This window comes from Niabella insulisoli (assembly GCF_039652435.2).
GTDB classification, from domain to species: Bacteria; Bacteroidota; Bacteroidia; order Chitinophagales; family Chitinophagaceae; genus Niabella; species Niabella insulamsoli.
The window spans coordinates 3833623-3852598 of record NZ_CP190246.1; the positions used below are offsets into that span (position 1 = coordinate 3833623).

The following is an 18976-nucleotide window of genomic DNA, read 5'->3' on the forward strand; positions in this document are numbered from 1 at the left end:
ATTTTATGGATTATTGACCCCAGAACTTCAGGAAAGAATATTCTTTCTTCTCAGATCGTAGCGGCCCAAATAGTATTAGCTGTTTACATGCAGGCCGCATTCTTTGTGCGACACTTCCCACCACCAGCGACCGGCACGCGCATCTTCGCCGGGTTCGATCGCACGGGTGCAGGGCGCGCAGCCGATGCTAATAAAACCTTTGTCGTGAAGGGGGTTATAAGGAATATTGTTTTCTTTAATAAAATCGATCATCTGGTCGTAGGACCAGTGAATCAGCGGATTAAATTTATATAACTGCCGGGCTTCGTCCCACTCCAACATCTTCATGTCCTTCCTATTGTCCGACTGATCAGCCCGGAGGCCGGTAATCCAGACTTTTGCTCCCTGCAATGCCCTGTTGAGCGGCTTCACCTTACGAATAAAGCAGCATTCTTTTCGGTTTTCTACCGACTCGAAAAAAGCATTCACGCCTTTTTCATTTACAAACTTTTCGACATCCGTCGCTTCCGGAAAATATACCTGGATATTCGTTTTATAGCGTGCGTTTGTCTTTTCTAACAGATCGTAATGTTCGTAAAACAGGCGGCCGGTGTCCAGCGTAAAAATTCTTACGGGCAGATTGTTGCGCGCAATGATATGCGTCAGCACCTGATCTTCCTGGCCCAGCGAAGTGGAAAAAACAGTTTCTGCGGGAAACTGCTCCGACACCATTCTTATCGCTTCGGCCGCAGACGCATTTTCGATTTGTTGTATTTGAGTTTCCGAGAACATGGGTAAGGTTAATGGCCGATGGCTCATAGCACTTTAAGGGACTATGAACCATCAACTATTATCTATAAACTATAAATTAGGCTGTGGCGTATAACGCAGATAAGGTTTTACCTCTTTCACACCTTTAGGGAATTTCTTAATCGCATCTTCTGTGCTGATAGCAGGCACCACAATCACATCTTCACCGTGCTTCCAATCAGCTGGCGTGGCCACGCTGTGGTTAGCGGTTAATTGTAAAGAATCTAACACACGCAGCACTTCATTAAAGTTTCTACCGGTTGATGCAGGATACGTAATAATCAGTTTGATTTTTTTATCAGGACCGATGATAAACAAAGAACGCACCGTTGCTTTTTCAGAAGCATTCGGATGGATCATATCGTATAACGTCGCTATATTTTTATCAGGATCGGCCAAAATAGGAAATTCAACCGAACATCCCTGCGTTTCATTGATGTCGCCTTTCCAGCCAATATGGCTATCCAAAGGGTCAACACTAACAGCTAAAACTTTTGTATTGCGTTTTGCAAATTCTTCTTTCAACAATGCGGTCTTACCGAGCTCGGTAGTGCAAACCGGAGTATAATCCGCAGGATGCGAAAACAAAATACCCCAACCGTCGCCTAAAAATTCGTGAAATTTTACTTCACCTTCGGTGGATTGCGCCGTAAAGTCTGGTGCGATATCGCCTAATCTTAATGACATAATTAAAATATTTAAAAGTGGACTGCAAATATAGGAGCTTTAATTTAATCTACCAAGTTGGTAGGGTAATAATTGGGATTTAACGTTTTGATAATAACCACTCAGATGATCAGCTGAAAGGTTGTTCCGGCCGGCCGGGCATGGTGATGCTGCACCTTGCAATCGATCGCCTTCGCCAGGTCGCGGATGAGGTGCATCCCCAGCCCATGCCGTGTACCTACTACCGCATGCTCGTTATACAATGCATCCAACTGCTCTGGGTGTATGCCCGGGCCGTTGTCGGTAATAGAAAGTTCAACGCCGCCTGCTTTTGGCGTAGCGCGCCAAATGATTTGAGGGGAATCGGTTGAGCTCAGCGCTTTTATCGCGTTGGATGTGAGATTATACATAATCGCCTTCAGGTAATCTTCGTCAGAGTTGACGACGGCCTGCTCAGGATCGAGCAATTGCATCTCAATATATTGAGCGGCAAACTGCCTCCGAATATATGTAAACAGATCCCGGACCGCGATCGGCTTTTTTTGAGGCGCAAACCGTTCCATCTGGCCTTTGCTCCAAAGCAACATCGCTTCCATGGTTTCCAATAAATTTTCCGCCGACTCCGTAAGCTGCTTTTGGTGATGGGCTTCGCGCTCTTTGGTAAAAAGGCCCGGTTGTTCTTTTTGCAGGTGGAGGAAATTGATGAGGTTTATTAATGGGCTTCTTAGGTCGTGACTAATAATACTGAAAAATTTATTCTTCACCTGGTTTGCTTCATCCAGTTCAGTGTTGAGTACCCTCAAAGTAGCATTGGTTTTACGGCGCGCCTGGCTTTGATAAAACAACAGGCAACCGATGACGAATAAAAATCCGGCGCCCGCAATCAGCGCGGCCCGCGTGCGCCGCTCATTACTTAAAGCAAGTTGATTTATTTTTATTTGCTTATCGCGGCTTTCGATGGCCCGTGTATTTTCGATGGCGGCTATCTGGTTCCGGTTTTCCTGAGAAAAAATCGAATCCCTGATCGCGATACTTCTATTCATAAATTGTAACGCTTCCTTGTAGTCGCCCTGTACCTCTTTAATAGCAGACAGGTTGCCGAGATAATAGTACTCCCCCTCTCTATCGTTGCTTTCAATAGCGTACTGAACGCATTTTTCGGTATACGCCACTGCCTTTTGCAGATAGTTTTTCTTTTGCTGCTCAGAAAGGCTTCCGCCACTGGATTTTGCCAGTAAAAAATAGTTATGCCCTATATTACCGAGGTTAAAAACAGACCCGGGCTCCTTCGGATTAAAAGCATCCCATATTTCCTGTGCTTTCAACTCGTAAGCAATAGACGAGTCAAGGCCCTTTGTACGTTCATACAAAATACCAAGCCGCGAATACATTGTTGCCTCGCCGTTCAGGCTTTCCAGACTTTTATAAAGGTCGAGCGCGTGTAAAAAATAGCTTTCAGCCTTTTTATAATTTTTCTTTTCATAATAAATAGAACCGATGGCGTCGTTTACCTGGGCGATAATTAAATCATCACCTAAAGGCGTATAATGCCTGAGGGCCAGCTGCTGCTGAGACAGCGCTTTGTCAAACTCCTGCTGAAGATAAAAGATCTTTCCAATGTTTTGATAAGCCAGGCCAATGGTGCGATTGTCATTTATTTCCTGGCCCAACTTCAAACACCGGGCGAAAAAACTATACGCTTTAACATAATCGCCTCTTTTCTGATACTCGGTGGCGATATCGTTTAAGGCCGCTGCGATGGCCTTTTTGTCGTTGCGCTTGCTGCTGATCTGGTAGGCTTTATAATAATGTTGCAAGGCCGCATTGCCCGAGCCGCGGGCCTGTAAAATATTGCCTTTTAAAAGATGTAGCGCCGCAATGCCTTTCTGCCATTTAATTTGCTGCGCCTTTTTCATCGCGGTATCAGCGAAATAGAAAGCCGTATCCAAATTGCTTGACCGGTAGGCATCGCCCAGGCGGTAGAGATAGCGCACCTGCTCACTATCGACCGTGGCCGCACGAAGTTGCTTTTCGATGGCTTCAAGAGCAGCATCTGTCTGCGAAAAACAGAAATGCACCGAAAGGAGGCAACCGGCACAAACAATAAGTTTTTTCATGGCCACCGGGTATTAAGTAATCAACTGCTGCAACTCATTTTTAAAGCTTCGGCCTACGGGAATTTTAATATCACCAATTTCAACCTGCTGCGATGTGATGCGGTCAATAAAATGCTTTTGAACCGCGTAGCTGCGGTGCACCCGAACGAAACTATTAAAAGACACATTTTTCAAAAAATTTCCCAGCGACTGAAGCACGGTATATTTTCTTGTTATAGTTGCTATGCGGGTATAATCTTTGAGGGCTTCGAGATACAAAATATCGTGCGTTCGAATTTTTACCTGTTCGTATCCATCTTTGATAAAAACGGTGTCTCCGTCGAGGCTGTGATCCAACAACAAAGACTTGCGCTTCAGTTCAAGATAATCTTCAAGCCGCACCATCGCAGCAGCAAACCGGTCATGTTTTATTGGCTTCACGATGAAGTCGAGCGCAGCTACTTCAAAACTTTCTGCAGCATAGTCGGGATAGGAGGTAATAAAAATACAGGCAGCGGCTTCCATACATTCGCGGCGAAGCTGTAAACCATTTAAAGCGCCCATATCGATATCCAGTAATAAGACTTCGGGTTGCAGCGCGTCCATCTGCTCCAGCGCTTCCTCCGCACTTTGAAATGCACCAACAATATTTAGAAAATTATATTTTTTGGCAAAAGCTAAAGTTGTGAGCCGGTCAATTTCATGATCGTCAACGATAATGCAACGGTATGTATTACTAAATGCCATTCCCTACAAATTTAAATATTTCTGTAGTTCGTCTATTCAAATTGTTATTGGTCGAATGGGGCTTGTTATCGCCTCTCCGCCGCCGTAGGTTTGTATCCGGGTCGCAACTAAAATAAATTACCGATGAAGGCAACCATAATGGCGATACTCTGCTTTTTGATGGCGCTGCTGCTGCTCGTTGCGGCATGCCTGGTATAAATCTTAATTAAAAAATATAAAAATGAAACACTTATTAACCTTTCCAACAAAACACTGGCTTTTGCTTTTACTCGGCCTTGCAGCCTATGTGATGGCTGCGGGCCAGAGCGGGCCCGGTGATGGCACTTATTTTATTGTCAATGCGGCGACCGGCCGTGCAATATCACCTGTCGATGGCGGCATCAACAGCAATACACGTCTGAAAAAATTTAATAAAAGCGGTATGCAGAAATGGATCGTCAGGAAATACACCATGAAGGGCAAAAGCGGGAAAACGACAACCACCTACACTGTTAAAAATATGTCGTCCGGGTTCTATCTCCGCCCTCATCATGTACCAGAAAACGGAAACGCGATCGTGTCGGATAAAGATGCCTATAGCAACTATACGATTCAGAAAGATGGAAAAAATTTCATCATTAAAAATGTGAAAATGGGTGGCGATGCGATGTTCACCAAAAATACCGGATTCTCGGACGACGAACCCTGGTTTGGGCCGGACGAGGCCTCGGATGATTTCCGGTGGCAACTGATACCTGCTGAATAAAATAAAACAATAAATAGTTACAACATCTAATCCTTAAACCGAACTTAAAATTAAATAAATATGAAACGGATATACTTTTTATGGATCATTGCTGCCTCCTGCATTTTCACTTTGATAAGTTGCCGAAAAGGCGATACTGGCTCGGCCGGGCCACAAGGGCCTCAAGGAGCCGCAGGCGCTACCGGCGCAGATGGCACACAGATCTTTTCAGGCCAGGGCGCGCCCGGAAATTCGCTGGGCCAAAATGGAGATTTTTATATTGACCTTACAAGCTCGGGCATGTACGGCCCCAAAACTGACGCCGGCTGGGGCACCGCTTTTTCTCTAAAAGGCAGCAACGGCGCCAATGGATCAGCCGGATCGAAAATCTACAGCGGCGCAGGTGTTCCCAATAATAGTGCTGGTGTTGCCGGCGATTACTTCATGAGTACAGATATGTATTTACTTTATGGCCCGAAAACAAACGACGGTTGGGGAACACCCGTTAATTTAAAAGGGCCCAAAGGCGATAAAGGAGACCCGGGACAGGCGAATGTCATCTATTCTGATTGGCAGCCCGCAACCGATTTCGGTGATACGATTATAGATGCCACCACCTTGAAAGTTGCTTATATCGGCGCTTCTCAGTTAAACCCTGTTGCTTTGAATCAGGCTTCCATTCAGGTTTTTATTAATTTTGGCGGAGGCCCCTACCCGCTGCCTTATACATCTGCGCCCCTTTCTCGAGCCAGTACCATTAGCTTCCTCACCATGCCAGGCAGAATATGCATTACCCGCTATACACATGATCGCAACGTCGAACCTCTTAGATTAGGCCCCTCCATCCGCTACCGTTATATAATCATACCCGGCAGCATAAAAGCAACAGCCGCCCAACGGGTTGATTTGAGCAACTATAATGCAGTGGCGCGCTATTTCAAAATGCGGGAGTAGTTGAGCCTTTTCAGGTTCGCAGGCATGTAAGATTCGAAAAAGCCGGGTGGCATCTGCGCTTTAAATCACCGGTCAGGGTGCAGCAGCAATCATTCCTGCAATGTTTTCAGGCATTGCAGGAATTTTTTTTAATCGCTTAGATCGGCGAGTGTTCTGTTTTCAAGAATGGCTAAAGTCGCGTCGCGAACCTGAACCATCACATCGTGCAGGCCACAGTGCTTCTCATTGCAGTTTTTGCAACGCTCGTAGAAATATAGGCTTACACAGGGCAGCATTGCAATAGGCCCGTCGATAAGACGAATAATTTTCGCCATTTTAATCGTAGCCGGATCTACTTTAAAAAAATAGCCGCCGCCCTTCCCCTTCTTACTATCAAGAATTTCGGCCTTTTTCAGCTCGAGCAGAATGTTTTCCAAAAACTTCAATGGAATCTTCTTTTTTTGAGCAATCTCCGAAATCAACACCGGCCCGTCTTTTTGCCTGTCGGCCAGGTAAGTTAAAGCTTTGAAGGCGTATTGAGATTTTTTGGTAAGCATATTTACAAGTCTACAAAATTAATGATGTAGTTTGAGTGTTGTGCCGCTTATTTTTTAAAACATTCTCCAGCGTCCATTCTATTTTTTTTGAAAATGGCTGCTTTCTTACCGGGCAGTCCGGCTTTTCGCAGATGGCGCATTGGGGGCCTTCGATACAGCCATCGGAATGAATAAACAATTCGAGCGAAGCGCCATATTGCTCGCGAATCAGTTCAGCAAAAATATCAACTTCCTGGTGCGCCTGCTTCACAGTGAAATACCAGGGCAGCGTGAGGTGCGCATCCACGTGCAAAATGCTGCCATATTTAATCACACGCAGGTTATGCAAATCTATCCAGTTGTCGCTTCGTGCGTTGTTGATCAACGCTACCATTTTGGAAAGAAGGCTCGTATCTGCTTCATCCATAATACCTGCGATTGACTGCCGCGTAATATGATAGGATGTATAAATGATAAAAATGGAAAGCAGCAATGCCACCACCGAATCGATCCAAACCAGGCTTGTAAATTGCACAGCGATCAAACCCGCCACAACCGCGAGCGTAGAATAAGTGTCCGTCTGCAGGTGTTTACCGCTGGCTTCTAAAGCGAGCGAATTATTTTTTCTCCCCTTCTTCACGCAAATAAAACCCAGCACATAATTGATCAGCGCCGTGCTGGCAATTAATATAATACCCAGATCAATCTTTTTAACGACAGTTGGATGGACTAATTTTTCAATGGCTTCATACAAGATGAAAATCCCGGCCAGGCCAATCAATATGCCCTCGACTGCGGCCGAAAGAAACTCGGCTTTTCCATGCCCATACGGATGATTAAGATCGCGCGGCTGCGCGGCAATATATAAACTATACAAACCGATCAAGCCCGCAATGACGTTCACTATACTCTCCATGGCGTCGGTCAAAACGGCTACGGAACCGGTATAATAAAAGGCCACAAATTTTACGGCCAGTAAAATAATCGACACTACGGCCACCCAGCGCTGCATCCTGAAATTTTCTTGTTGGGGATGGAACTGTGGCATAGCGTTGAAAAAAAGTGTTTTAAAAATGATAGATAGCAGCCGGCTGAATTTTAGAGCAAGCTACGCTTTTTTCTTAATCCGCTTGAGAAAGCGGCGTTTCAATCGGGTATAAAATTCTTTGTTAAACAGGTTCGAATCGTGCATAGCTTTGTATGTAAGAAAAACGCCGACCGGAACCAATACAAAGGTCGACAGCCATAGCCCCGAAAACGCACTTACTTCCATCTCTTTGGCCAGCTTTTCACCGCGGGTAGACACGAAGTAAAATACCATGAAGAAAATAATGGCAAAGATCATCGGCGTACCCAATCCTCCTTTCCGTATGATGGACCCTAACGGAGCGCCAATCACAAACAAAACCAGGCAAGCCATAGCCAGCGCAATTTTTTTATGCCACTCGATTTTATATTTCTGCAAGGTTTTTTGCTGTTCCGAGATATTGTTTTCATTCATCTCCATGCTGCTTTTGATGCCTTCCAGGTTGCTCAAAGCCCTGTCTTTTATTTGCTGGCGCGCGCTGTCGGGAATAAGCGCATCAAAGCTATTCGGATCTTTTTTTGCTTTTTTAACGGGAATCGCCGCAACGGAAACCGTGTCTTTTTTTGAGCTATCCACTTTTGCCAAAGCAGTATCGGAAGCGGTTTTTGATGTCGTGTCTTTCGTGGCCGTTTTTGCCAGCACCGAGTCGATCATGAACTTCGGCTTTTTGGCCGTGGCCCGGCTTCTTTTCTTTTGAAGCGTTTTGTTTTTTGCGGCGAGGCGGATGGAATCTTTTTTGGCCCTGGCTTTGTTCACCGAGTCCTTCGCCATTTTTACGGAATCCTTTTGGGGATTCATATACTGCGCGATATTCTTTTTAAAATTTAATATCGAATCGGGCACTTTTGTTTTTGTGACGCTGTCTCTGTAGTTCAAAACCGACAGCCCGGCCAGCATATTTTTCTGAAAATTTTCTTCAACATTATTATTAAACCGCGTCATGGAATCGATGGCCACATCCAGCTGCCGCATGTTGTACATCCGCTCATTATTCACATTGGCGCTGTCATCCGACTTGGTAAATTTAAAGGAGCTGATATCCATTTGCATCTTATACTCCTTAAACCCTAAGCGGATATATTCAGTAGAGGAATCCGCGCGGTTGCCGCGTTCCTGGTATTGCCAGCCGTTTTTAAAAACCACATCCAAAAAACGCTTGTCTTCCGAAGGTTTCATCACGCCGTCTTTAGCGATCAGGAAATTATCCTGCATGCGGTTACCGGCGTCCTGGTACACAATCACGTCTCTGATAATACTGTCGTTGGCTTCCTTTTTTCCGATTTTGATCGCAAACTTATCGATGCCATCAAAAAACACCCCTTCTTTAATCGCAAAAGCCGGCTTCGCCAAAACAATGTCTGCCAATAAAGTCCTTGATTTCAGGTTAGCAACAGGGATCACATAGTTGGAAAATAAAAATGCACCCAAAGCAATGCCGCTGGCCACAATGAATAATGGCCGCATGAATCGCAGCAGGGAAATACCAGCTGATTTGATCGCCACCAACTCAAAGCTTTCACCAAGATTTCCAAAAGTCATCAGAGAAGAAAGCAGCACGGACAGCGGAAGCGCCAGCGGAATAAGCGCCGCACTTTGATACCAAATGAAAGTTAAGATCGTTCCGGCATCCAGCCCCTTCCCTACAAAATCGTCGATCCACAGCCAGAAAAACTGCATGATCAGTACGAATAATGTAATAAAAAAGGTGGCCGTAAACGGACCAATAAATGCCTTTATGATTAACTTATCTAACTTCTTCACCTTTGTAATAGTATATCTTTACCAGATGCAATCCGCAAAAATACAGCTTTCAGCCGATCATATCGCCCTTGTTACCAATGCAGAATGGATTTTAACAAAGAATGAAATTCTGCTGCATATAAAAAAAGTTTTGGAAGGGCTTTATAGCTGGCAGCAACCCGTGTTGCAAGCCTCGTTGCTGCCCGCAGCAGTATTGAAAACAGGCGGAAAAATATCGCGGGGCGAAAACTACCTGGGTTTGCCCTGGCTCGTGTTAGACCATCCGCGTTGCTTTGCCAAATCTAATTTTTTTGCGATCAGAACTTTATTTTGGTGGGGAAAATATCTTTCGGTCACACTTCATCTGTCAGGAAAGTGGCAACAGGCTTACGCTCCATCGCTCACCGCTTCTTTCCATCAGCTTCAGGAAAAAGGTTTTTTGCTTTGTTGCAGTGGAGATGAGTGGATACACGATATTGGTAATGCGGCCTACCAACCTCTAAAGCATAGCGATGTTGAATCATTTGCAGCTGCCCTTCAAAAAGCACCTTTTCTTAAACTTGCTGCTTATGTAGATATCCGGGAAATAGAAGACGCGATGCCGACCCTTCAGGATCATTTTGCTTTTTTGGTAGGCATACTTGGTTCCGGGCAGGCTTAGTTGCCGAGGCGATGAAACAGGTCTTTTACCTGATAATCCCACAGCTGGCTTTGGTCTTTGATTTCTCTTTTTTCTGCGAAGTCAGTGATAACAAGAATGGTTTGATTCGTAATCTCCGATTTGTCAATTCGAAACTCAAAAAATTCTTCTTTGGGCGATCCTGTCCATTTGAAGCGGATAAATTTTTCTTCTTCCTGCTCCACAACTTCCGCCTCTTCGTACGTCCCGTTCCAGCCAAAATAGAACTTACCGTCACGGTCTTCCACGTGCTCAGCAAACCATTCTCCCAACCCGTTAGAAGTTGCTAAAAACTCATACAATATAGTTGGAGAGCAGCGAACGGGGTACTCCAAAGTGAATTTCTGTTTACTCATCTTCACGAAAAATTAATAATCAATAAGGCGCAATTATATAAAATTTATCAAACAAACAAAATTTATTTTTAAAAAGTTCAAACATCGGTATCAGATCCTCTGATATTTTTAATTACCTTTTGCTTGTTTTCGAACCGGCGCCTCTAAGCTTTTAGATGTTTTGCACCGCAGCTATAATTCCCATTCCATTTCCCGGCCCGCACAGCAGCAAGCTTCTTTTCATCTTGTCGACTATTCTTATCTTTGCACTCCGTTTTTAATAAAGAATATACATGTTTAGCAATCTTCAGGATAAATTAGACAGCGCTTTTAAAAACCTTAAAGGCCAGGGCCGCATCACCGAACTCAACGTCGCATCGACCGTGAAGGAGATCCGCCGTGCGTTGGTAGATGCCGATGTAAACTATAAAATAGCCAAGGATTTTACGGATAAAATAAAAGACAAAGCTGTTGGCGAAAAAGTGATTAACGCAGTTAGCCCCGGCCAGCTGATGGTGAAAATCGTAAAAGACGAATTGGCCGAACTCATGGGCGGCGAAGAAGCGCCTTTTAACGCCAAGGGAAATCCTGCCGTGATTTTGATTGCAGGTTTGCAGGGCAGCGGTAAAACCACTTTTAGCGGGAAACTGGCTAATTACCTGAAAACCCAGAAAAAGCTGAATCCGCTTTTGGTGGCTGCCGACATCTATCGCCCGGCCGCGATGGAGCAATTGCGTGTTTTGGGAGAGCAGATCGGTGTTGAAGTGCATATCGAGGCAGAAAATAAAGACGCAGTCAGCATTGCGCAGTCGGCTGTAGCTTCTGCCAAAAGTAAAAACAAAAATGTCGTTATCATCGATACAGCAGGGCGCCTTGCCGTCGATGAGCAAATGATGACCGAAGTCGCTGATATTAAAAATGCGGTCAATCCGCAGGAAATACTTTTTGTTGTGGATAGCATGACCGGCCAGGATGCGGTCAACACAGCGAAGGCTTTTAACGAGCGCCTTGATTTTAGTGGCGTCGTGCTTACCAAACTGGATGGCGATACCCGCGGCGGCGCTGCCATTTCTATCAAATACACGGTTAACAAGCCGATTAAATTCGTCAGCAACGGCGAGAAAATGGACGCGCTGGATGTGTTTTACCCCGAACGAATGGCGCAGCGTATTTTGGGAATGGGGGATATCACATCGCTTGTAGAACGCGCGCAGCAACAGTTTGACGAAGAGCAGGCGAAAAAGATAGAGAGCAAGATCCGCAAAAACAAGTTCGACTTTGCCGATTTCAAAGCCCAGCTTGAGATGATCAAAAAAATGGGTAATATGAAAGACCTGCTGGGGATGATTCCCGGCGTTGGCAAACAAATTAAAGACCTCGACATAAGCGACGACAGTTTTAAAGGCATCGAAGCGATCATTGATTCCATGACGCCTGCGGAGCGCGCCAACCCCGACCTCATCAATGGCAGCCGGCGCAAGCGCATCGCCACTGGTAGCGGCAAGGATATCGCAGAAGTCAACGCTTTCATGAAACAGTTTGAGCAAATGCGCGACATGATGAAAAACATGAACAAAATGGGCGCCTTTGGAAAAATGATGCCCGGCGGTTTGGGCGGCATGAAGCGCCCTTTTTAAGCACAGTTCAAAACTTTAAAACACAGCGGGCTGCTAAAAAAAGTGTAAAAAACATTTTTATTTTCATTTTATCAGACTTTCTGTACCAATTCCATAAAAGATTCTATACCTTTGACAGCCCAATTCGAAATATTTCGGTTGGGAATGTTAATAATTATTTTTTAAACGCCTTAAATTTCTATTTAAAATGGCAGCTAAAATTAGATTGCAAAGACACGGCTCTAAGAAAAGGCCCTTTTACTTCATCGTTGTTGCTGACGCCAGAAGTCCTCGTGATGGAAAATTCATCCAAAAATTGGGAACTTACAATCCACTGACTATCCCCGCTACTATTGAGCTGGATCGTCAAAAAGCTTTAGAGTGGTTGAACAAAGGTGCAACTCCAACTGACACTGTTCGCCGCATCCTCAGCTTTAAAGGTGTATTGTATCTGAAGCATTTACTACGTGGTGTAAAACTGGGCTTATTTGATGAAACTGCAGCAATGCAGAAATTCACCACTTGGAGTGCAGAGCACGAAGAGCACATTAAAAAACGCCAGCAGAAGGCTATCGAAGAAAGAAAAGCCAAACGCCGCGTGGCTAGTGCCGCTCCTCGCAAAGTTGCAGAAGTAGCTGAACCTAAAGCTGAAACGCCTGCGCCCGAAGCGAACGCTGAAGGTGGCGAAGCTTAATTAGCTTATGGATCAAAAAATTAAAAGCGACCCTGATGCATTTCAGGATCGCTTTTTTATTTTCGCTTATTTTTGAAAACTATGGCCCATACGCCGCAAACAGGTTTTATTAGTGTCGGAAAAATAGCAGCCTCCCACGGGCTGAAAGGCGAACTGGTGTTAATGCACGCCCTCGGCAAAAAATCGGCTTTGAAAGGCCTCGAAGCGCTTTTCCTTAAAGATAAAGCCGGCCACTTTTTACCCTGGTTTCTCGAAGCCGCAAAAATCAAAACCGACACAGAAACCTTTATTAAACTCGAAGGGATCGATACGATAGAAGCGGCCCGTACCATCGTTCAAAAAGAAGTCTGGCTGAAAGCCGCTGATTTCGAAAAATTCGTCGCCAAAAATGCCGTCATCAGCTTTATCGGCTACACCATCAAAAACGATGGTGAAACATTGGGAACCGTTGAGGAAATCATCGAGCAGCCCCACCAGGTATTGTGCAGGCTTCATATCAAAGGCAAAGAAGTGCTTATTCCATTACACGAAGAAACGCTGATCAAAGTGGATCATAAAGCAAAATTGCTGCTCGTGTCGCTGCCCGACGGGTTGCTGGATATTTATTTATCTTAAACTATGAATATCAAACAACATATCGCTCAGCATTTAATAGATGTGCATTGCGGCGGCAACTGGACAGAAGTTAATGTCGAACAAATTGTAAAGAGTACCCGCTGGCAGGATGCGGCTATTAAAGCGCCCTTTTCGCCCAACAACATGGCCATGTTACTCTATCATATTACCTATTGGAACCGGATCGTGGCCCAGCGCGGGCATGGCGTTTTTCCTGAGATAAACCGTGAAAACGGCATGAATGCGCCGATGATTGAAAATGAGGAAGAATGGGATAAACTCATCAAAGACAACAGGCTTTCCGCACACGAACTCGCAACCGTGATTGAAGGCTACGACATCGGCAACCTTTTCAGCCCCATCCTTTCGGGCCATAGCAGCGCGTATAAAAATTTTCAGGGCCAGGTAGAGCACGTCCATTATCATTTGGGACAAATGGTGATGCTTAAAAAATATCTGGAATCGCGCTAAAGACCGGCATTTCCCGAAGATTATTTCCCCGCTTCGCCAACTGCTTTTAACTTTGAAAAGTGAGCGCAGCCAAACCATATATCGCCCATTTCGACCTGGATTCTTTTTTCGTTTCGGTTGAACTTTTGCTACACCCCGAGCTAAAAGGAAAGCCGGTAATTGTAGGCGGATCGGCCAATCGCGGCGTCGTGTCGACCTGTAGCTACGAGGCCCGGAAATTCGGTGTCCATTCAGCTATGCCAATGGCTACCGCTATGAAACTTTGCCCGCAGGCCATCCTGCTAAAAGGGACTTATCAGCAATATAGCCATTACTCGAAAATGGTAACCGACATCATTGCATCGAAAGTGCCGCTTTTTCAAAAAGCTTCCATCGACGAATTTTATTGCGACCTAAGCGGCATGGAACGTTTTTTTAACATCAGCCAATACACGCAACAATTGCGGGAATTTATTATGAAAGAAACGGGGCTACCCATTAGTTGCGGACTTTCCTCTGCAAAGTTTATCAGCAAGATGGCAACTAATGAAGCCAAACCCAACGGATTTTTAGAAATAAAACACGGCAGGGAAAAAGATTTTTTATGGCCGATGGGCATTGAAAAAATAAATGGCGTTGGTAAGCAAAGCGAAGCCAGGCTCAAGGCTATTGGCCTGCATACGATCAAAGATGTTGCCCAAACACCGGTGGAAGTGCTCGAAAAAAAATTAGGAAAATGGGGGCGCGACCTGTGGCTGAAATCGCAGGGGATCGGCAGCGCAGAACTGGACGCTCAATGGATTCAAAAAAGCATGAGCCATGAAACGACCTTTCATGAAAACCAAACCGACACCGACTTTTTACACACCCAACTCGTTCGCCTTACAGAAAAAACGGCCTTCGACTTGCGGCAGGATGAAAAACTGACGGGATGCATCACGGTGAAAATAAGATATGCCGACTTTGAAACCACCAGCAAGCAGGAAACAATCGGTTTCACCTCGCTGGATGACGAACTCATTCGAAAGGCAAAAGAAATTTTCGACAAGTTTTACCAACGCGGACGCGCTGTGCGTTTAATAGGGATAAGGTTTAGCCAACTGATGGACACCGGCATGCAGATGAATTTATTTAACGATCAGCACACAAAGCTCAGTTTGTATAAAGCCGTAGACGATATTAAAAACCGCTTTGGCGACAAGTTAGTTTCCAAGGCGGCGGCCCAATCCCTTAAAAAGAAAAAAGAAAATTAATACTCCCGAAAGCCCCGGTCACCGTCGGGTTGTGCAACCGTTTGTCCTGCAAGTCTTGATAAAAAATAGTTTATTTGCATACGACTTCGTGCAGCTTCAAGCTGCATAAGTCTCAGTTAAACCCGATCAAACTTAATAAAATGAGATGAAACACACTTCCTGTTGCCGACAGGCGGGCATCTGATCATCAAATCCTTAAAAAAAGTACGAATGAATGAAAAATTTACACAGCGCATCGCGGATGAAATTGAAGCCATCAAAACATCCGGCCTGTATAAAAACGAACGTGTGATTAATAGCCCGCAGGGCGCCGAAATAGAGGTGAACGGAAAAACAGTGCTCAACTTCTGCGCCAACAATTATCTCGGCCTGTCTTCTCATCCTGATGTGATAAAAGCCGCTCATGAAGCCATCGAATCGCACGGATATGGCATGAGCAGCGTTCGCTTTATTTGCGGCACACAAGATATCCACAAGGAATTGGAACAAAAAATTTCTGAATTCCTGGGCACAGAAGATACAATACTTTATGCTGCAGCCTTTGATGCGAACGGCGGTGTATTCGAACCTTTATTCAACGACCAGGACGCCATTATTTCTGACACGCTCAACCACGCCAGCATCATTGATGGCGTTCGACTGTGCAAAGCCCAGCGTTTCCGCTACGAACATAACAACATGGAAGACCTGGAAGCCAAGCTACAGGAATCGGCGGGCTGTCGCAGCCGGATTATCGTAACAGACGGATCGTTCAGCATGGATGGCACCATTGCACAATTGGATAAAATTGTGGCATTGGCCGAAAAATATGATGCGATTGTGATGATCGATGAATGTCATTCATCCGGCTTTTTAGGCAAGACCGGCCGCGGCACGCATGAGTATCGCGGCGTGATGGGTAAAATCGACATCATCACCGGAACGCTGGGAAAAGCGCTGGGCGGCGCGTCGGGCGGTTTTACTTCCGGACGAAAAGAAATCATCGATATGCTGCGCCAGAAGTCGCGCCCTTATCTGTTTAGCAACACAGTGGCCCCTTCGATCGTAGGCGCTTCCATTGCGGTACTCAACATGCTCTCAGCGTCAACGCATTTGAGGGATAAGCTTGAATACAACACAAAATATTTCCGCGAAAAAATGACCGCTGCCGGCTTCGATATCAAACCTGGCGATCACCCGATCGTTCCGATCATGCTCTACGACGCAGTATTGGCGGCCGATTTCGCAGCCCGGCTTTTAGAAGAAGGCGTATATGTCATTGGCTTTTTCTTTCCGGTGGTACCCAAAGGCCAGGCGCGCATCAGGGTGCAGCTTAGCGCGGCGCACGAGCAGGAACACCTTGATAAGGCGATTGCTGCGTTTACCAAAATCGGCAAAGAACTCGGCGTATTGAAATAGCAAAAAAAATATTTACTTTCACCAATCGTGAGCATCATCAAAAACGGCTCACGATTTTTTTATTGATTTAAATGGATGTTTATGTTCCGGATTGCATTGTTTGGCGCACTGGTGTTTATGATTTCCTTATCGGCCGCGGCTCAAAAAACCGGGAACAACGCGAGCGGCGCCAAAACAGACAACAAAAGCCAGCCCGCCGATTTAAGCTTTGATCCAAACGCAACCGTGGTTACTCAACACACGGTTACCATCAACGAAAAAACCATTCCTTATAAAGCTACAACCGGCACGCTCCCTGTTTGGGATGAAAAGGGCAAAGCCATTGCAGGTATCTTTTTTGTATACTATGAAAGAACGGATATAAAAGATAAATCAACCCGGCCGCTGACGATTTCTTTTAATGGCGGGCCCGGTTCAGCGTCTGTTTGGATGCATATTGGCTATACGGGCCCTGTGTTTTTAAATATTGATGAAGAAGGTTATCCCGTCCAGCCTTATGGCTATACTCAAAACCAACATTCAATTTTAGATGCCACCGACCTGGTATATATCGATCCTGTCAACACCGGCTATTCAAGAATGGTGGGCAACCCGGGCAGGGATCTCTTTTTCGGCATTCATGCTGATATTAAATATTTGGGCAATTGGCTGAATAGTTTTGTAAACAAATATGACAGATGGGCCTCGCCAAAATTCCTGATTGGCGAAAGCTACGGCACGACAAGGGTTTCAGGCCTCGCTTTAGAATTACAACAGGCTCATTGGATGTATTTGAACGGCGTGGTGCTGGTGTCGCCCACCGATCTTGGCATCGAGCGGGGCACGGCTACCGATGCGGCTTTGATGCTTCCCTATTTTGCGGCGACGGCCTGGTATCACAAAAAGCAGCCGCAGGATCTGTTGCAAAAAAGCTTGGAAGAAATGTTGCCGGAAGTGGAGTTGTTCACGATGAATGAATTGCTGCCCGCTCTTAATAAGGGGAGTTTTTTAGATGCAGCTTCAAGAAAAAATATAGCAGCAAAAATGGCTCGTTACGCTGGCCTTTCAGAAAAAACCATCTTACAGAACAACCTGTTCATCAGCGCCAATCTCTTTTGGAAAGCGTTGTTGCGGGATGAAAGCTTTACTGTTGGCCGCCTCGATTCGCGATACAAAGGCATTGATAAAAAAGATGCCGGCGAAGGCCCCGATTTTAATGCAGAACTCACTTCCTGGTTGCACGCTTTCACGCCACCCATTAATATGTATTTAAAAAACGAACTCAATTATAAAACTGATTTTCCATACATGATGTTTGGCGATGTGCATCCCTGGGATAATAAAAATAACCAAACCGGAGAAAGCCTGCGAAAAGCAATGGCGATCAACCCCTACCTGCACCTGCTGGTACAATCCGGTTACTACGATGGCGCCTGCGATTATTTCAATGCCAAATATAATTTGTGGCAAATGGATCCTTCAGGTAAATTGAAAAACAGGATCAGCTGGGAAGGGTACCCCAGCGGCCACATGATGTATTTAAGAAAACAGGATTTGAAAACAAGCACCGACCATCTGCGCGCGTTTATAAAAAAGGCGGTCCCTCCGCCCGGCACTCCGGCCAAATACTGATCTGTGTTTCTTATTCTTTGCCCAACATATGATAAATGCCGGCGGCCCATCGTTTGGGCAGCGCCCTGAGTATGTTCGACATAAACCGGGAAGTTGTTCCCGGTACGATGATCATTTTCCTTTTCAAGGTCTTTTTAACGGCCACTTCTCCCACTCGCTCGGGCGACACTTCCATCAGATCGCCAAACCAACCCAATTGCTCCTTGGTATTTTTTATGATAGAAGGTTTCGTATAAACAGGCCCCGGTGCCAGGCAACTGACACTGATTCCTTTTTTCTTTAGCTGATATCGCAAAGAATAGCTAAAAAATGTTACGCCCGATTTGGATGCAGCGTAAGCATTTTTGATGGGAATCGGGCTGAACCCGGCCATGCTGCTGACATTCAATATATAGGAAGGGCTGCTCCTTTCGAGCAGCGGCAACAGGTGTTGCACCATGGCCATCGGCGATTCGAGGTTCACCCTAATCATATAGCGAATGCTGTCTGCGGGTAATTTGAGAAAATCGTTGGTTCCTCCCATGCCGGCGACGTTGCAGAGCATTTTCAACGGTAGTTTATTGGCTTCGCCCCATTTCGCCAAATGCGGCGCAACGGCTTCGTTGGTCAGATCAGCGGATAATACCTCAACCTGCACCCCGTATTTGGATTCCAGCGTTTGTTTAGCACTCAGTAATGGCCCCGGTGTTCGCGCAATCAGTACCAGGTTATAATTTCTTTTGGCGAGGGCTTCTGCAATGGCGTAGCCGATGCCCTTGCTTCCCCCCGCTACAATGGCGAAGGGCTGCTGGTTTTTGTATAAGAGTTTTTCTGGCAACTGTTGCGCCGACATTTTTGCCGGAAAGCATCCCATTAAAATAGCATATATATAGAACAGGATTTTCGCGCGACACGTGGACGCTGGCTTTTGTTTTGTCTGGTGCTGTAGTTTAAAAGTAGAGGGCATACTGGGCTTTTTGCAAATATTATGCTAGTTAAAGATTTCCATGGGGGAAGAGAATGGCATT

At 45.5% G+C, this 18976-nt stretch carries 19 protein-coding genes; 10 read left to right on the forward strand and 9 right to left on the reverse strand.

The window, feature by feature from the left end; all coding sequences use genetic code 11:
* Positions 1–75 precede the first annotated feature (75 nt).
* The 4 genes from ABDK00_RS16095 to ABDK00_RS16110 all read right to left on the reverse strand — a co-directional run bounded on the left by ABDK00_RS16095 (position 76) and on the right by ABDK00_RS16110 (position 4298).
* Positions 76–771, reverse strand: a complete 696-nt coding sequence (locus ABDK00_RS16095) for a phosphoadenylyl-sulfate reductase (protein WP_346236311.1) — start codon at positions 769–771, stop codon at positions 76–78.
* 69 nt (positions 772–840) lie between these two features.
* Positions 841–1476 carry a peroxiredoxin gene (locus ABDK00_RS16100; protein ID WP_346236310.1) on the reverse strand — a complete coding sequence of 212 codons (636 nt, stop codon included), beginning with the start codon at positions 1474–1476 and terminating at the stop codon, positions 841–843.
* Positions 1477–1577: 101 nt separating this feature from the next.
* Positions 1578–3572: a tetratricopeptide repeat-containing sensor histidine kinase gene (locus ABDK00_RS16105; RefSeq protein WP_346236309.1), complete on the reverse strand. Its 1995-nt coding sequence runs from the start codon at positions 3570–3572 to the stop codon at positions 1578–1580.
* A 12-nt stretch (positions 3573–3584) separates the two neighbouring features.
* The gene (locus ABDK00_RS16110) at positions 3585–4298 is read right to left on the reverse strand and encodes a LytTR family DNA-binding domain-containing protein (RefSeq protein WP_346236308.1); all 714 of its coding nucleotides are present in this window, start codon (positions 4296–4298) and stop codon (positions 3585–3587) included.
* A 220-nt stretch (positions 4299–4518) separates the two neighbouring features.
* Between ABDK00_RS16110 and ABDK00_RS16115 the strand changes: the two genes are divergently transcribed.
* A complete protein-coding gene (locus ABDK00_RS16115) occupies positions 4519–5043 on the forward strand; it encodes a hypothetical protein (protein ID WP_346236307.1) in 525 nt (174 codons plus the stop codon).
* A 60-nt stretch (positions 5044–5103) separates the two neighbouring features.
* On the forward strand, positions 5104–5976 hold the full coding sequence (locus ABDK00_RS16120) for a hypothetical protein (protein WP_346236306.1): 873 nt from the start codon (positions 5104–5106) through the stop codon (positions 5974–5976).
* 128 nt (positions 5977–6104) lie between these two features.
* Here ABDK00_RS16120 and ABDK00_RS16125 read toward each other — a convergent pair whose 3' ends face one another.
* Genes ABDK00_RS16125 through ABDK00_RS16135 form a run of 3 tightly spaced genes read right to left on the reverse strand, consistent with a single transcriptional unit; the run spans position 6105 to position 9339 of the window.
* Positions 6105–6512, reverse strand: a complete 408-nt coding sequence (locus ABDK00_RS16125; RefSeq protein WP_346236305.1) for an Rrf2 family transcriptional regulator — start codon at positions 6510–6512, stop codon at positions 6105–6107.
* A gap of 10 nt (positions 6513–6522) precedes the next feature.
* Complete coding sequence (locus ABDK00_RS16130) at positions 6523–7539, reverse strand: cation diffusion facilitator family transporter (protein WP_346236304.1); 1017 nt, start codon at positions 7537–7539, stop codon at positions 6523–6525.
* A 60-nt stretch (positions 7540–7599) separates the two neighbouring features.
* A complete protein-coding gene (locus tag ABDK00_RS16135; RefSeq protein WP_346236303.1) occupies positions 7600–9339 on the reverse strand; it encodes an LptF/LptG family permease in 1740 nt (579 codons plus the stop codon).
* Between ABDK00_RS16135 and ABDK00_RS16140 the strand changes: the two genes are divergently transcribed.
* The gene (locus tag ABDK00_RS16140) at positions 9314–9979 is read left to right on the forward strand and encodes a hypothetical protein (protein WP_346236302.1); all 666 of its coding nucleotides are present in this window, start codon (positions 9314–9316) and stop codon (positions 9977–9979) included. The two genes, ABDK00_RS16135 and ABDK00_RS16140, sit on opposite strands and share 26 nt — an antisense overlap.
* On the opposite strand, the gene ABDK00_RS16145 is transcribed toward ABDK00_RS16140, so the two are convergent.
* A complete protein-coding gene (locus ABDK00_RS16145; RefSeq protein ID WP_346236301.1) occupies positions 9976–10353 on the reverse strand; it encodes an START-like domain-containing protein in 378 nt (125 codons plus the stop codon). The two genes, ABDK00_RS16140 and ABDK00_RS16145, sit on opposite strands and share 4 nt — an antisense overlap.
* Before the next feature lie 272 nt (positions 10354–10625).
* Between ABDK00_RS16145 and ffh the strand changes: the two genes are divergently transcribed.
* From ffh to ABDK00_RS16180, 7 genes are all read left to right on the forward strand, one after another.
* Positions 10626–11969 (forward strand): signal recognition particle protein, encoded by a 1344-nt coding sequence (ffh, locus tag ABDK00_RS16150; RefSeq protein WP_346236300.1) that lies wholly within the window; start codon positions 10626–10628, stop codon positions 11967–11969.
* Between the two features lie 187 nt (positions 11970–12156).
* Entirely contained in the window at positions 12157–12642 is a 486-nt protein-coding gene (rpsP, locus tag ABDK00_RS16155) for a 30S ribosomal protein S16 (protein WP_346236299.1), read from the forward strand.
* A gap of 81 nt (positions 12643–12723) precedes the next feature.
* Positions 12724–13257, forward strand: a complete 534-nt coding sequence (rimM, locus tag ABDK00_RS16160) for a ribosome maturation factor RimM (protein WP_346236298.1) — start codon at positions 12724–12726, stop codon at positions 13255–13257.
* Positions 13258–13260: 3 nt separating this feature from the next.
* On the forward strand, positions 13261–13728 hold the full coding sequence (locus ABDK00_RS16165) for a DinB family protein (RefSeq protein ID WP_346236297.1): 468 nt from the start codon (positions 13261–13263) through the stop codon (positions 13726–13728).
* Between the two features lie 59 nt (positions 13729–13787).
* Complete coding sequence (gene dinB, locus ABDK00_RS16170; RefSeq protein WP_346236296.1) at positions 13788–14960, forward strand: DNA polymerase IV; 1173 nt, start codon at positions 13788–13790, stop codon at positions 14958–14960.
* A gap of 210 nt (positions 14961–15170) precedes the next feature.
* Positions 15171–16358: a glycine C-acetyltransferase gene (kbl, locus tag ABDK00_RS16175; RefSeq protein WP_346236295.1), complete on the forward strand. Its 1188-nt coding sequence runs from the start codon at positions 15171–15173 to the stop codon at positions 16356–16358.
* A gap of 81 nt (positions 16359–16439) precedes the next feature.
* A complete protein-coding gene (locus tag ABDK00_RS16180; RefSeq protein ID WP_346236294.1) occupies positions 16440–17969 on the forward strand; it encodes a S10 family peptidase in 1530 nt (509 codons plus the stop codon).
* A gap of 10 nt (positions 17970–17979) precedes the next feature.
* Here the strand turns inward: ABDK00_RS16180 and ABDK00_RS16185 are convergent, their stop codons facing one another.
* A complete protein-coding gene (locus ABDK00_RS16185; protein WP_346236293.1) occupies positions 17980–18915 on the reverse strand; it encodes an SDR family NAD(P)-dependent oxidoreductase in 936 nt (311 codons plus the stop codon).
* Positions 18916–18976: the final 61 nt, after the last annotated feature.